This window comes from Nocardioides convexus (genome assembly GCF_011090295.1).
Genome location: NZ_JAAMYA010000001.1, coordinates 460,740 through 473,000, shown reverse-complemented (window position 1 = coordinate 473,000; position 12,261 = coordinate 460,740). Strand labels below are relative to the sequence as shown.

Annotated in this window: 23 protein-coding genes; 20 read left to right on the top strand and 3 right to left on the bottom strand. The window is 71.8% G+C overall.

All coding sequences use genetic code 11. The annotated features are described in order from the left end of the window. Positions 1-4 precede the first annotated feature (4 nt). Positions 5-466: a hypothetical protein gene (locus tag G5V59_RS03465; RefSeq protein ID WP_278255604.1), complete on the bottom strand. Its 462-nt coding sequence runs from the start codon at positions 464-466 to the stop codon at positions 5-7. Positions 467-698: 232 nt separating this feature from the next. On the opposite strand from G5V59_RS03465, the gene G5V59_RS03460 reads away from it, so the two are divergent. The 8 genes from G5V59_RS03460 to G5V59_RS03425 all read left to right on the top strand — a co-directional run bounded on the left by G5V59_RS03460 (position 699) and on the right by G5V59_RS03425 (position 5,643). Then, entirely contained in the window at positions 699-2,180 is a 1,482-nt protein-coding gene (locus G5V59_RS03460) for a terminase (RefSeq protein ID WP_278255603.1), read from the top strand. Positions 2,181-2,204: 24 nt separating this feature from the next. Continuing rightward, positions 2,205-2,420: a hypothetical protein gene (locus tag G5V59_RS03455; protein WP_278255602.1), complete on the top strand. Its 216-nt coding sequence runs from the start codon at positions 2,205-2,207 to the stop codon at positions 2,418-2,420. Continuing rightward, positions 2,417-3,073, top strand: a complete 657-nt coding sequence (locus G5V59_RS03450) for a hypothetical protein (protein ID WP_278255601.1) — start codon at positions 2,417-2,419, stop codon at positions 3,071-3,073. The genes G5V59_RS03455 and G5V59_RS03450 overlap by 4 nt, the downstream gene beginning before the upstream one ends. A gap of 46 nt (positions 3,074-3,119) precedes the next feature. After that, positions 3,120-3,986, top strand: a complete 867-nt coding sequence (locus G5V59_RS03445) for a hypothetical protein (RefSeq protein ID WP_278255600.1) — start codon at positions 3,120-3,122, stop codon at positions 3,984-3,986. Then, positions 3,983-4,468 carry a hypothetical protein gene (locus tag G5V59_RS03440; RefSeq protein ID WP_278255599.1) on the top strand — a complete coding sequence of 162 codons (486 nt, stop codon included), beginning with the start codon at positions 3,983-3,985 and terminating at the stop codon, positions 4,466-4,468. Before G5V59_RS03445 ends, G5V59_RS03440 begins: the two co-directional genes overlap by 4 nt. Next, on the top strand, positions 4,465-5,049 hold the full coding sequence (locus G5V59_RS03435) for a phage minor head protein (RefSeq protein ID WP_278255598.1): 585 nt from the start codon (positions 4,465-4,467) through the stop codon (positions 5,047-5,049). The genes G5V59_RS03440 and G5V59_RS03435 overlap by 4 nt, the downstream gene beginning before the upstream one ends. Before the next feature lie 115 nt (positions 5,050-5,164). Continuing rightward, positions 5,165-5,323, top strand: a complete 159-nt coding sequence (locus G5V59_RS03430) for a hypothetical protein (RefSeq protein WP_278255597.1) — start codon at positions 5,165-5,167, stop codon at positions 5,321-5,323. 50 nt (positions 5,324-5,373) lie between these two features. Next, complete coding sequence (locus tag G5V59_RS03425; protein WP_278255596.1) at positions 5,374-5,643, top strand: hypothetical protein; 270 nt, start codon at positions 5,374-5,376, stop codon at positions 5,641-5,643. A 7-nt stretch (positions 5,644-5,650) separates the two neighbouring features. Here G5V59_RS03425 and G5V59_RS03420 read toward each other — a convergent pair whose 3' ends face one another. Both G5V59_RS03420 and G5V59_RS03415 read right to left on the bottom strand, forming a co-directional pair. Beyond that, positions 5,651-5,842, bottom strand: coding sequence for a hypothetical protein (locus tag G5V59_RS03420; protein ID WP_278255595.1), 192 nt, complete (start codon positions 5,840-5,842; stop codon positions 5,651-5,653). Between the two features lie 142 nt (positions 5,843-5,984). Next, a complete protein-coding gene (locus G5V59_RS03415; protein ID WP_278255594.1) occupies positions 5,985-6,329 on the bottom strand; it encodes a hypothetical protein in 345 nt (114 codons plus the stop codon). Positions 6,330-6,345: 16 nt separating this feature from the next. On the opposite strand from G5V59_RS03415, the gene G5V59_RS03410 reads away from it, so the two are divergent. The 12 genes from G5V59_RS03410 to G5V59_RS03355 all read left to right on the top strand — a co-directional run bounded on the left by G5V59_RS03410 (position 6,346) and on the right by G5V59_RS03355 (position 12,161). Next, positions 6,346-6,741: a hypothetical protein gene (locus tag G5V59_RS03410; protein ID WP_278255593.1), complete on the top strand. Its 396-nt coding sequence runs from the start codon at positions 6,346-6,348 to the stop codon at positions 6,739-6,741. 73 nt (positions 6,742-6,814) lie between these two features. Then, positions 6,815-7,051: a hypothetical protein gene (locus G5V59_RS03405; RefSeq protein WP_278255592.1), complete on the top strand. Its 237-nt coding sequence runs from the start codon at positions 6,815-6,817 to the stop codon at positions 7,049-7,051. Next, entirely contained in the window at positions 7,048-7,413 is a 366-nt protein-coding gene (locus G5V59_RS03400; protein WP_278255591.1) for a hypothetical protein, read from the top strand. Before G5V59_RS03405 ends, G5V59_RS03400 begins: the two co-directional genes overlap by 4 nt. Positions 7,414-7,416: 3 nt before the next feature. Then, a complete protein-coding gene (locus tag G5V59_RS03395) occupies positions 7,417-7,845 on the top strand; it encodes a capsid cement protein (protein WP_278255590.1) in 429 nt (142 codons plus the stop codon). A gap of 138 nt (positions 7,846-7,983) precedes the next feature. After that, the gene (locus G5V59_RS03390) at positions 7,984-8,958 is read left to right on the top strand and encodes a hypothetical protein (RefSeq protein WP_278255589.1); all 975 of its coding nucleotides are present in this window, start codon (positions 7,984-7,986) and stop codon (positions 8,956-8,958) included. A gap of 42 nt (positions 8,959-9,000) precedes the next feature. After that, positions 9,001-9,129, top strand: a complete 129-nt coding sequence (locus tag G5V59_RS03385; RefSeq protein WP_278255588.1) for a hypothetical protein — start codon at positions 9,001-9,003, stop codon at positions 9,127-9,129. A 130-nt stretch (positions 9,130-9,259) separates the two neighbouring features. After that, the gene (locus G5V59_RS03380; protein WP_278255587.1) at positions 9,260-9,391 is read left to right on the top strand and encodes a hypothetical protein; all 132 of its coding nucleotides are present in this window, start codon (positions 9,260-9,262) and stop codon (positions 9,389-9,391) included. A gap of 201 nt (positions 9,392-9,592) precedes the next feature. Continuing rightward, on the top strand, positions 9,593-9,805 hold the full coding sequence (locus tag G5V59_RS03375; RefSeq protein WP_278255586.1) for a hypothetical protein: 213 nt from the start codon (positions 9,593-9,595) through the stop codon (positions 9,803-9,805). A 78-nt stretch (positions 9,806-9,883) separates the two neighbouring features. Continuing rightward, on the top strand, positions 9,884-10,249 hold the full coding sequence (locus tag G5V59_RS03370; RefSeq protein ID WP_278255585.1) for a DUF6093 family protein: 366 nt from the start codon (positions 9,884-9,886) through the stop codon (positions 10,247-10,249). A gap of 22 nt (positions 10,250-10,271) precedes the next feature. After that, on the top strand, positions 10,272-10,676 hold the full coding sequence (locus tag G5V59_RS03365) for an HK97 gp10 family phage protein (protein ID WP_278255584.1): 405 nt from the start codon (positions 10,272-10,274) through the stop codon (positions 10,674-10,676). After that, positions 10,673-11,923, top strand: coding sequence for a hypothetical protein (locus tag G5V59_RS03360; RefSeq protein ID WP_278255583.1), 1,251 nt, complete (start codon positions 10,673-10,675; stop codon positions 11,921-11,923). Before G5V59_RS03365 ends, G5V59_RS03360 begins: the two co-directional genes overlap by 4 nt. After that, positions 11,883-12,161, top strand: coding sequence for a hypothetical protein (locus tag G5V59_RS03355; RefSeq protein WP_278255582.1), 279 nt, complete (start codon positions 11,883-11,885; stop codon positions 12,159-12,161). Before G5V59_RS03360 ends, G5V59_RS03355 begins: the two co-directional genes overlap by 41 nt. The last annotated feature ends 100 nt before the right edge of the window (positions 12,162-12,261 follow it).

Sequence of the window (12,261 nt, the reverse complement as noted above, 5' to 3'; positions counted from 1 at the left end):
CATCTCAGAGACAGGATCCGACGTGCCCTCCGCTCCCGACGACCTGCGCGCTGCCCACCGGTTCGACCCTCGAACCGGCAACTGCGCCTGCGGCTGGGAGCCGGCGAGTGACCGTGGCGCCGAGCGGCTCCATCGGGAGCACGTAGAGCGCGTACTGCGAGGGCGACCCCGCTGAAGACCCTTGGTCAGGCTCGTGGCGAGGGTGCCGAAGGTCCAGCCGTCGACGGAGTCCAGGCGACCTCGCCACGGCATTGTCGGGCCTTCGGGGACGAACTGAGCCCCCATGAATGTTCGGGCCTCGGTGAGGTGGATGAAGTCTGTAGACACGGTCGTCGTGGTCCGGGTCTTCTGCTTCCCGCTGTTCCCAGACCTCCAGCAGGTGCTCGAAGCCGAAGGCACCTCCTTCGCCGAGTCCTTCGATGATGGTCTTCGCCCAGAACCGCCGATTCTGTACGAAACCGGTCACGATCGTCCCGCCAACCCAGAGGGTGAGGGGCACACCGAAGGCCTCGTCGGACCCGCGCCGCTCAGCAGCGGCCACGAACGCCGCAAGGACTGCGTCTGGCTCGGATGGCAGGACAGCGGTAGCAGGGTCGGGGGTCTCGTCAGGCGTGGTCGAAGTACTCATGCCTCCATGCTGGCAGGTCCAGTTCATAGGATCCTGAATTGGTGGTGAGCGAGTCGTGACCGCTGACCTGATGGTCGAGATGATCCGCACCCAGGCTCGCCCCCGAGCTCCGCCGCCGCCCCTGGGCCACCCCCGGCGAGATGGCCCAAGCCCTCGACCGCACCACCGTCCAGACCCCCGCCCTCGACGTCATCGACGAGCACCTCGTCAAGGTCCGCGACGGCGAGTGCGAGCGGCTCATCATCAACATGCCCCCGCAGGAGGGGAAGTCCCAGCGCACGTCGCGCCGCTTCCCGCTGTGGATGCTCCACGGCAACCCCAACCTCCGCATCGGCATCGTGTCCTACGGCCACGACGTCGCCCGCCGCTTCGGCCGCGCGATCCGCGACGACCTCCGCGAGCACCCCGAGCTCGGCCTCCAGACTTTCCCAGTCCTCCCAGCGCCAGGACGAGTTCGAGGCTCCTCGGCTACACCGGTGGCGTCGTCTGCGTCGGCATCGGCGGCTCGCTGACCTCCAGGCCGATCGACCTGCTGATCATCGACGACCCGTACAAGGACGCCAAGCAGGCCGACTCGAAGGCCTGGAAGCAGACCGTCGAGGACTTCTGGCGCGAGGTCGCGCTACCCCGCCTCGCCCCCGGCGCGCCGGTCGTGCTGATCCAGACCCGGTGGCGCGAGGACGACATCGCCGGCTGGCTGCAGCGCGAGTTCCCCGAAGAGTGGACCGTGCTGAACATCGCCGCGCTCGCCGACCACGACCCCGCCAAGGGCGAGACCGACGTCCTCGGCCGCCAGCCCGGCGAGTACATGGAGTCCGCTCGGCGTCGTACGAAGCGGGACTGGGAGAAGAAGCAGCGCGAGGTCGGGTCCCGGGCGTGGAACGCGCTCTACCAGGGCCGGCCCGCGCCGGCCGAGGGCACGATCTTCAAGCGGACCTGGTGGCAGCGCTACGACCAGCCGCTCTGGATCGAACGCGAGGACGGCTCCCGGGTCGTCACCGGCTTCGATGACCTCCTCATCAGCCTGGGACATGACCTTCAAGAAGACCGAGGGCACCGACTTCGTGTCCGGGCAGGTGTGGGGCCGCCGCGGCGCCGACGCGTACTTGCTCGACCGGGTCCACGGCCGGATGGACTTCGTGGAGACCCTCGCCGCGTTCCGGGCGCTCGCCGCCCGGTGGCCGCAGGCGGTGCTCAAGGCTCGTCGAGGACAAGGCGAACGGGCCGGCCGCGATCGCGATGCTCGGCCGCACCGTGCCCGGCATCGTCCCGGTCGAGCCCGACGGCGGGAAGGAAGTCCGCGCCGCGGCAGTCTCCCCGCTGGTCGAGTCCCGCAACGTGTGGCTGCCCTCCAGCGAGTCTCGCACCGTGGTCGGACGCCGTGATCGAGGAGGCCGCCGGGTTCCCGACCGCCGCGCACGACGACGACGTCGACGCCCTCACCCAGGCGCTCAACCGGCTCATCCTGCAGCCCCTCATCGTCGGCGACATCGTCACCGAGGACGACCTCCTCGACGACGAAGACCTCTCCCCGATCGCCCCGTACCTGTAGCCCGGCCCCGAGGAGGTGACCGACATGAGCAGCACCGTCACCGAGACCCCCTCGAGCAGCGACCTCCGCACCGCGCTCGCCGCGTCCGAGTCGATGAACGCGCTGCTCATCGAGGAGTCCCTGGACCGCCTCGAGTCTCGCCGCCGAGGACAAGGACTGGCGCATCGCCGGGATCGTGCTCGAGCAGGAGTTCTCCCGGCCCGGCCTCGGCGCCCTCACCCGCAACTGCCAGGCTCATGACCATCGCGTCCCCGCTGATCAAGCGCGGCGTGCAGGTCCGCACCGGCTACGTCTGGGGCCAGGGCGTCACCATCCAGGCCCGCGCCGGCGAGAAGGACGACCAGGACGTCAACGCCGTCGTCCAGGCCTTCCTCGACGACCCGAGCAACCAGCGCGCCCTCGCCTCCGCCGAGGCGCACGTCCAGTGCGAGCGCACCCTCGCGACCGAGGGCAACTGGTTTCTCACCTTCTTCCCCGACCCGACCACCGGCCGCGTGCAGGTTCGCACCCTCCCGTTCGCCGAGGTCGTCGACAAGTTCACCAACCCCGACGACCGCGACCAGGACTGGTTCTTCCTCCGCGAGTTCACCGAGACCGTCATCGAGGCCGGTACCCGGCCTGGCACGCTGCGGCGTCGTACCCAGACCCGCCGGGTGTTCCACCCGGCCCTCGGCTACCGGCCGTCGCAGCGGCCGAAGACCATCGACAACATCCCCGTCGAGTGGGACCAGCCCGTCCTCCACCTCGCCGTCAACCGGCCCGACGGGTGGAAGTGGGGCGTCCCCGACGTCTACGCCGCGCTCCCCTGGGCCCGGGCCTACGAGGGCTTCCTCAACGACTGGGCGCGGCTCGTCAAGGCGCTGTCGAAGTTCGCGTGGAAGGCTCACCGGTGACCGCGGGTCCCGCGTCCAGCGCGCCGCCGACAAGGTCCGCTCCGCGGTGCTCCCCCAGGGCGTGCCCCCGCTGTCCGGACAGTCGACGTCCGGGGAGATGTTCACCGCCGGCCCGGGCGTGAACCTCGAGGCCATCCCGAAGACCGGCGCCACCATCGACAGCGAGTCCGGCCGCCCGCTCGCCGCGATGGTCGCAGCCGGCCTCGGCCTGTCCGTCGTGGAGATCCTCTCCGACCCCGGCGTCACCGGCGCCCGCGCGGTCGCGGAGACCCTCGACAAGCCCGAGGTCCTGGAGATGGGGATGCGGCAGGAGGTCTGGGCCTCCGTGCTGAAGACCATCTGCGGGTACGTCATCCAGCAGGCCGCGCTCGCGTCCCAGGGCCCTCTCCGCGGGTCCATGCAGGCCGACGACCTCGGCCGCGAGCGCCTCGTGCTCGAAGGCGACATCGAGGCGACCATCGAGGTCACGTTCCCGGCGATCGACGACCTCGACCCGAAGTCCTGGGTCGACGCGCTCGTCGCCGCCGAGAGCACCGGCGTGCTGCCCCCACTGTGGGTGGTGAAGCAGGCTGCTCCGCGTGCTCGGCGAGCGCGACGTCGACGAGGTGCTCAAGGACATGCTCGACGAGCAGGGCAACTTCATCGACCCGCGCATCGCCGCAGCGGCCGCCGCGATCGCGAACCAGCGCGGCAAGCAGGCGGAGTGACCATGGCCCGCCACGTCACCGTCCAGGTCGTCGTCGAGCCGATCGAGACCACCGGCGGCCACTGGTGCACCCGCTGCCTCCTTCCCTCGGGATGGCTCTCTTGGGTGACGGTCCGGCACGCCGACCGGATGCACCTGCAGGCTCCGCGCCTGGTGCGACGAGTGCGGCGCCCGGGACACCGTCGTACCGAACGGCCGCTGACGTGACCACGGGGACTCCCGAGGCACCCGACCCGTACGCCGTCGAGACTCACCCTCGCCGCCGCGCTCGCGGAGATCACCGACGCCCAGGACGCCGAGATAACCCAGGCCTGGGCTGCCGCCTGGTCCGAGGTCTCCGCCGACCTCCTCGACATCCTGACCGTGATCCTCTCCGACGTCGGTCGGGTCAACGCCACCGCCGTCGTCCGCTACGAGCGCCTCGCCCGCGTCCTCGGGGGAATCGCCGACCGGCTCGACGACCTCGCCGGGCGACTCCAAGTCCGGGTCACCAACGACCTCGCCGACGTCCTCGACCACGCCCAGGTCGGCACCCGCGAACTGATCGCCGCGCAGCGGCTCGCTCGCAACGTGCCCGGCCGGGAGGTCCCGACTCCGGCGCTCGAGGCGATCGTGCGTCGTACGACGCAGCAGGTCACCTCCACGGCTCTCCCGCTGGCCGACGAGACCTACGCGACGATCCTCGGTGAGACTCACCCGCGGTGTCGCCGCCGGCGACAACCCCAAGGCCACCGCGACCCGGATGCTCCGCCGCGCCGAGGACCTCCACAACTTCGGCGCCTCCCGCGCGGTCAACATCGCCCGCACCGAGACCCTCGACGCCTACCGCGAGGGCTCCCGGGCCGCGCAGGACGCGCACGCCGACGTCCTCGCCGGGTGGGCCTGGGTCGCGCACCTCGGGCCGCGGACCTGCCGGTCGTGCCTGGCGATGCACGGCCAGGTCTTCGGGCTCGAGGTCCCGGGCCCCGACGACCACCAGCAGGGCCGCTGCTCACGGGTCCCGGTCGTGCGGGAGGCCGACGGCGGCGTCGACCTGTCCTGGATCCCGTCGGCAGCAGACCACTTCGACCACCTGCCCGAGGCCGACCAACGCGCCATCCTCGGCCGCCGCGGGTACGACGCCTGGGCCGCCGGGGACTTCCCGATCAAGGCGTGGACTAAGACCAGGCACACCGACGGGTGGCGCGATTCCCAGGTGCCCGCCTCCCCGGCCGACGCCACCGGCGGCGCGGGCGACAGCGGTCCGCCCGACCTGCCCGGGCAGGCTTGACGAGGAGCCGTCGTCGTACCGGGACGCCGCGCTCGCCCGGTTCGGGCCGGCCCCGGCCGACGCGGAGCCGTGGGAGGCCCGGGAGTACTGGGCGCGCCGGCAAGGCGCGCTGCCGGTGGACTTCGGCGGGGACGTGCTGAAGCCCCACGAGGTCGAGTTCGTCGAGCGGCTCCTCGACGCCGGCGAGCAGGCTGGAGTGGATCCCGAAGGCGCCGTCCGCCCCGACCAACGACTTCCTGTGGTCCAGCCGCGACGGCCAGCCCGTCGGGTCTGAAGAGCACCAAGCCCCGCGCCGCGACCATCCACGGCCGGCTCGTCGACGCCATGAGCCGTGCAGCGCGCCAGAACGTCGTGAAGGACCGGTTCATCATCGACCTCGGGTACGACGACCTGCCGACCGGCGTGCTCGACCAGGCTGGTCAGCGAGACTGGCCGGGTTCAACGTCGACCGACGGAAGTACCTGCTCGCCGAGTCTGTGGCTGTTCGTCGGCACCGAGCCTGCACGACGTGCCGCTCACCTGAACAGGCCCGGAACGAACGTAGGGCCCCGTCCCCCCGTGGTACGGAGGCGGGCCCTACGCCTCCCAGAGTAGCACCGGATCAGCCCGACGGCGGTGCGCTCTTCCTGCCGCCCGGCCGGGACACGTACCGCAGCCCATCACACCCCGGCCGCGCGCAGTACTCCTCGACCTCCGCCCCGCGCTTCAGCGACAGGTGCAGCCCCCTCATCGCCCAGACGTGCTCCAGCCCGCCGGCGCACGGCTGGGCTACGTCGTCTCCGGGCGAAGTCACCCCGTCACGCTACCCGCCGATCACCCCCCCACGGAGGTCCCGTCATGCCCAAGCCGCTCCAGGAGACCGCGCGCGTCCTCGAGGCGAGACTCGGCGTCGACCGGCAACCGCCTCGTCCAGGCTCATCTCCCCCGGCTGGGGGTCATCCGGCTACTACTCCGCCCAGGTCCTCGAGGACGCCGTCGGGTCCGGGCTCTTCCCCGCGGGCCTGCACATGTACGCCGACCACCCCACCGCGACCGAGGCCCGGGAGCGGCCGGTCCGCTCCATTAAGGACCTCATCTCGATCACCGCCTCGCCGGGCCGCATCGCCACCGTCGAAGACGTGGCCGCCGGCGCCGACCAGGGCGCCGTGATCGCCGAGACCCGAGTGCTCGCGCCCTACCGCGAGACTCATCGACGACCTCGGCGGCGACATCGGGGTCTCCATCCGCGGCGACGCCGAGATCACCCGCGGCGTCGCCGAGGGCCGCTCCGGCAACCTCATCGAGTCCCTCGAACACGTGAAGTCCGTCGACTGGGTCACCCGCCCCGGCCGCGGCGGGAAGGTCCTCCAGGTCCTCGAGTCCGCCCGCGACGTCACAGAGGCCCGCAGCATCGGCCAGTGGGTGGAGTCCCGCATCCACCGCGACTTCACCGTGCTCGCCGACGACATGGCCGGCGACGGCCGCCTCACCCGCGAGGAGCGCATCAGCCTGTCGGCCGCGATCGGCGACGGGCTCGCCGCGTTCGTCGCGAAGGTCGAGGCCGACGCGCCCCAGGCTCTACGCCCGGGACCTGTGGCAGGACCCCGCCGACAGCACCACCAGCGAGAGCCTCCCGCGACGAGCTCGTCACCCGGCGTGCCGTCGCCCACGGCGTCGACGAGGCCACGGTCAACGACACCCGCGACGGCCTGAACGTCGTCCTCAAGGACGCCTACGGCGGCGAGAACACCTGGGTCTGGGTCCGCGACTTCGACGACACGACCGTGTGGTTCGACGTCGAGGCCGAGGGGGCCGGCAACGGCGTGTTCGCCCAGGCCTACACCCAGAGGTCCGACGGTGCCGTCGAGCTCACCGACGAGCGCACCGAGGTGCGGGTCGTCACCACCTACGTCCCGGCCACCCGGCCGGACGGCAACACCACCGAGGAGTCCGAGGAGGACACCATGCCCAACATCGAGGAGAGCGAGACTCGCTCGTCTTCGCGAGGACGCCGGCCGGGTGACCGCGCTCGAGGAGCGTGCCACCAGTGCCGAGGCCCGCGCCGAGGCCGCCGAGGCCCGGGAGGCGGCGCGGACCCGCAGCGACCGCGCGACGGAGCTCATCGACGAGGCCGCCGGCCAGGAGGTCGAGTTCACCGCTCTGGAGCGGGCCGGCCTGCTGGCCGCGATGCCGGTCAACGAGGCCGGCGGAACCGACGAGGCCGCGTTCACCACGACCGTGACCAGCGAGGTCGCGGCCAAGAAGAAGGCCGCCGGCGCCGGCACCGTGCGCGGCTTCGGCGGCTCCACGCTCGGCGTCGTCGAGGCCGCCGACGAGACGCTCGCGGCCATCGACCGCCGCCTCGGCATCCAGAAGGGAGCCTGATCCATGAAGAACCAGGTCTTCGCCGGCAACCAGCCGGCTGTCGCCCTGCCGGTCCCGTCCGGCATCAAGTCCGGCGACCCCGTGATCGTCGGCGGCATGATCGGCGTCGCCGCCACCGACCGCGCGGCCGTCACCAACGGCGTCGCCACCGGCGGCGTGTCCCTGCCGGTCGGCTACGCCTCCGTCGAGGTCGACGGCGTCTACGCCGTGTCCGTCGCCGGCGGCGCGATCGCCGCAGCCGGCGGCCGGGTCTACATCAACCCGGCCGACAACACCCTGACCGCGACGTCCGCGTCCGGTCTGGTGCTCTTCGGGACCACCGTCCCCGTCATCGAGCGAGGCGTCGCCAGCGGCGCCACGAAGGCCTCCGGCACCGCCGTGGTCAACGTCAAGACTCGCCGCCCCGACCCCGCCCATCGCCTGACGGTCTGAGAGGAGACCACATCATGACCATGACGCTCCCCGAGATCGTCGAGGCAGTCGAGGCGGAGGTCGCGACCGGGTCCACCCCGGCCGCGTACCGCGCCCAGCCTGACCCGCCGTCCGGGTCTGCTGGAGGCCGCCGCCGCGATGGCGTCGCTCATCCAGCACTCCCGCGAGGGCTCCCGGCGTGCCAGGTTCGAGCCTGCAGGAGGCGCTCACCACGAGCGACCTCGCGCAGTTCGCCTCCGGCATGCTCATCGACCGCGAGATGCTGCAGAACTACGACGCGCTGCCGAAGCAGTGGGGCAAGTTCCTGACGCGGACCACGGTCAAGAGCCTTCAAGCCGAAGTACCTCTCCGAGGCTCTACCTCGGCGCGCAGACGTTCAAGGACGTCCCCGAGCGCACCGCCTACCCCGAGGCCCAGGGACCCGCTCTCAGCGAGTACCCCATCCAGGTCAAGAAGACCGGTCTGCTCTGGGGCTTCAGGCTTCGAGGGCCAGGTCAACGACGACCTCGACCAGCTGATGATGGTGCCGAACCAGATGCCGCAGATGGCCGCCGACACCGAGGACGACCGCGGGCTCCGGCTCATGATCAACCTCGACACCGGTGCGCTGAACACGGCGTTCTTCAACGTCGGCAACGGCAACGTCGGCACGCTGAAGCTCAACGGCACCAACCTGCAGACCGTCATCACGAACCTGCGCACGAAGCGGGACCCGCGCTCCGGCGCGATCATCCCCGCCGGCACGCTGCAGGCTCGTGGTCGGCCCGGCGCTGGAGTTCGAGGCCGAGCGGATCCTCTCGGCCACCGAGACTGCTCGTCGACGACGGCAACGGCGGCTACATCCGGCAGCCGAACCCGCTCAAGGGCAAGGTCGAGCTCGTCGTGAACGAGAAGCAGATCGGCCAGTCCTGGATCGTGATGCCGAAGCCCGGCACCACCATCCGCGCGCCGTTCTGGGAGGCGTTCCTCGTGGGCTACGAGACCCCGGACTTCCGCCAGAAGGCGGACGGTGGCCGGGCGATCGGCGGCGGCGACGTCGTGCTCACCGGCAGCCTTCGACGACGACACGATCTGGTACCGCGGTCGTCACATCGTCGGCGCAGCGGCCGGTGACCCGGTCCTCACCTACGGCTCCGACAACACGGGGGCGTGACGATGAGCGACAGCAACGGCCGCCTGTTCCTGCGCGAGAAGGACTTCGTCGACGTGGTCGACGCCGACGGCAACGACCTGCCGCCGGTGCCGAAGCACTGGGACAAGGACCAGGCTCCCCCCGGGCGCTGAGTTCAAGAAGAAGTCGAGCTCGTCGAGCCGCACCCCGAGCACGTCGGGCAGCGGCACCTCGAGCACCGGCACGTCGGGGAGCGGCACTGCGCCGGCCCCCGAGGAGCCGGCGGGCAACGCCAGCACCGAGGTGTGGGTCGAGTTCGCGAAGACCAAGGGCGCGAAGGACGAGGACCTCGTCGACGCCGAGGGGAAGCCCCTCAGTCGCGACGACCTCCGCGCCAAGTACGGCACCTCCAGCGACGGCAACCCGTCGTCCTGATGTGCTCGCCGTGGGCGGCCCGGGCCTGATCCTCAGGCCGCCCACGGCTCCACCCTCGCCCTGAAGGGAGCCACGCAGTGCCCATCGACTTCAACACCGCGGTCGGACAGGTCCGGCTCCTGATCAACGACGTCGCCGAGGACGCCCAGGTCTTCTCCGACAACGAGTCTGAACGCCTTCCTCGCCCTCGAGCACGACAGCGTGAAGCGCGCCGCGGCGCAGGCGATCGACTCCCAGGCCACCAACGAGGCCCTCGCGCTGAAGGTGCTCAAGGACCACCAGGTCACCACCGACGGCGCGAAGCTCGCCGACGCGATGCGCCGGCACGCCGCCGCTCTGCGCGAGCAGGCCCGCGATGACGAGGACAACGCCGGCTTCTACGTCGACGTCGTCGACGTGCTCGGCGGCTGGTAGCGGTGCCCCGCCCCGTCGGCTCCGGCCGCCCCGGCACCCCGGTGTTCCCGCCGAGCCTGGGCCGAGACCGTCGCCACCGTGCTCGACAGCACCCACGACTCCATCATCACGATCGCGCCGCCCGGCGGTGCGCCGACCTGGTCCGAGGCCGACGGGCACATGGTGACCCCGACCGCCGACCCGGTCTACGACGGGCCCGCCACGATCCGCCCGGGCAGCGAGACCGACGGCGCCACCGAGCGGCAGGCCGGCGAGGAGCAGGTCTCCGTCGCCGTGTACGAGGTCGCGCTCCCCCATGCCACCGTCGGCATCGCCGCCGGCCAGGTCGTCACGGTCACCGACTCCCCCGACGACCGGCTCGTCGGCAGCACCCTGACCGTGCTCCACGTCGAGGGCGGCGACCGGCACGCCACCCGGCTCGTCCGGGCCACCCTGAACGGCTGACCCCGCGGAAGGAGCGAGCACCGTGATCAACATCGACCTCAGCCAGGTGCACCACCTCGCCGCCGACCTCCGCGCTGTCGAGCACCGCGTCGTACCGGCCGTCGAGGCCGAGGTCGCCCGCGGCGCACTCCGCGTCGAGGGGTCCTCCAAGGTCGGCGTCCCCGTCGACACCGGCCACCTCGCCAACTCGATCACCACCGACGTCGACGGCCTGTCGTACGAGGTCGGGCCGGAGGCCAACTACGGCGGGTACGTCGAGGAGGGCACCAGCGGCCCGTACCCGATCGGCAACGCCTTCGGGTGGGGCATCACCGTGTGGCACCCCGGCATCAGCCCCCAGCCCTACATGGGCCCCGCGTTCGACCAGGACCTCCCCCGCACCGAGCGCGGGATCCTCCGCGCCGCCGCCGACCGGACGCTCGGATGAGCAAGATCCGCCGGCTGGTCCTGTTCCTGGCGGCCGCTGACGCGCTCGGCACACTGCCCGGAACCGGCGGCCCCGTGACGGTCTACCGCGGCGAGATCCCCGACCCCACCAAGGTCCCCCTCCTCCAGAACCCCGGCGGGTACCCGGACCGGTCCGGCCGGATCGCACCGTACGTCGTCCTCTTCGGCGGCACCGGTAACCCCTTCGTTGAGCCCGACGTCGCCGACACCGCCGACGAGCCTGGACTGGACGCTGCACGCCCTCTGCGTGGCCGGGCACGTCGAGGACTGCCTCCACCTCGTCGACCGCGTCCACACGCGCCTCTTCCGCGCCCAACTGGAGCACGCCGACGTCGTCGTCGGCCGGCTCGTCCCGCCGCCCGGGTTCGACCCCGGCCCACCCCGGCGCATCGACACCGTGCAGCCGGTCCGGTTCGAGGTCCCTCTGCAGTACCAGACTCGTCGCCACCGCCGACTGAGCAGCAGCCCACCCTCTCCCGACGCCCCCCCTCGGCGCGTCGGGCGATCCGTGCCGCCGGCGCGGACACAACGACCGATCGTCCACCTGCCCCTGAGGAGGCCGTCATGACCGACGGATTCGTCGAGGTCTACGCCAAGTCCACCGGCGCCAAGCAGTCCGTGCCCGAGCACTGGCTGTCGCACCCGGTCCTCGGCCGCGACTTCTCCAAGACCCCGCTGACCAAGGCCATCGAGGCCCGCGCCGCCGGCGCCGAGTCCCCCAGCGGGGAGCCCAGCGACGCCTGGACCCGCGAGCAGACTCGACCTGCACGCCGCCGGGCTCAACGTCGACAGCACCGGCCTGCCGAACAAGGCCGCGGTGCTCGACGCGATCACGGAGGCCACCGAGGCCGCCGCTCAGGCCGCCCTCGCGGGCGACCCCACCGACCCGGACACCACCGCGGCGTCCGGCCAGACCCCGGCCGCCGGGGAGAACTAGGAGTAACACGATGCCCCGTTCGCTCGCCGACGGCCACGAGAAGATCGCCGTCCTCACCACCAAGCCGGACGACCCGGCCAAGCCCACCGTCGAGGAGCCTGAACGCGGGCATCGACGCCGCCTGCGCGATCCTCGCCAGCGGCTGGACCTTCGGGCCCAACGACTCCGAGTCCTTCTCGGAGCCCGCGGTCTGCGAGGAGCCTCGGCGCCGAGGCCTTCGGTCGCTCCAACGGCCAGTTCTCGGCCACCGTGTTCCGCTACTTCGCCAGCGCGACCCCCGGCCAGGCTGACGCCACCGCCGACACCCTGTTCGCGGCGCTGAAGGCGAAGGGCACCACGGTGTGGGTCTACGCCCGCGAGACTGCCAAGAAGTCCACCGACCCGTGGGCCGAGGACGACGAGATCCGGTACGGCGCCGAGGTCCTCACCGACCGCCCGCAGAAGGCCGACGCCGGCGGCTTCATCAAGCGCGTGATCCCCGGCAAGGTCCAGCGGGACTGGACCGACATCGCCGCCGCGGCCGCCTGACCAGGGCAGGCCGTCCCTGATCGGGGTGGCGGGCGTCGCGAGGGTCGCCCGCCACCCCACCGCAGCACCACACCCTCGCCAGCCCTCGCACACCCTCGCA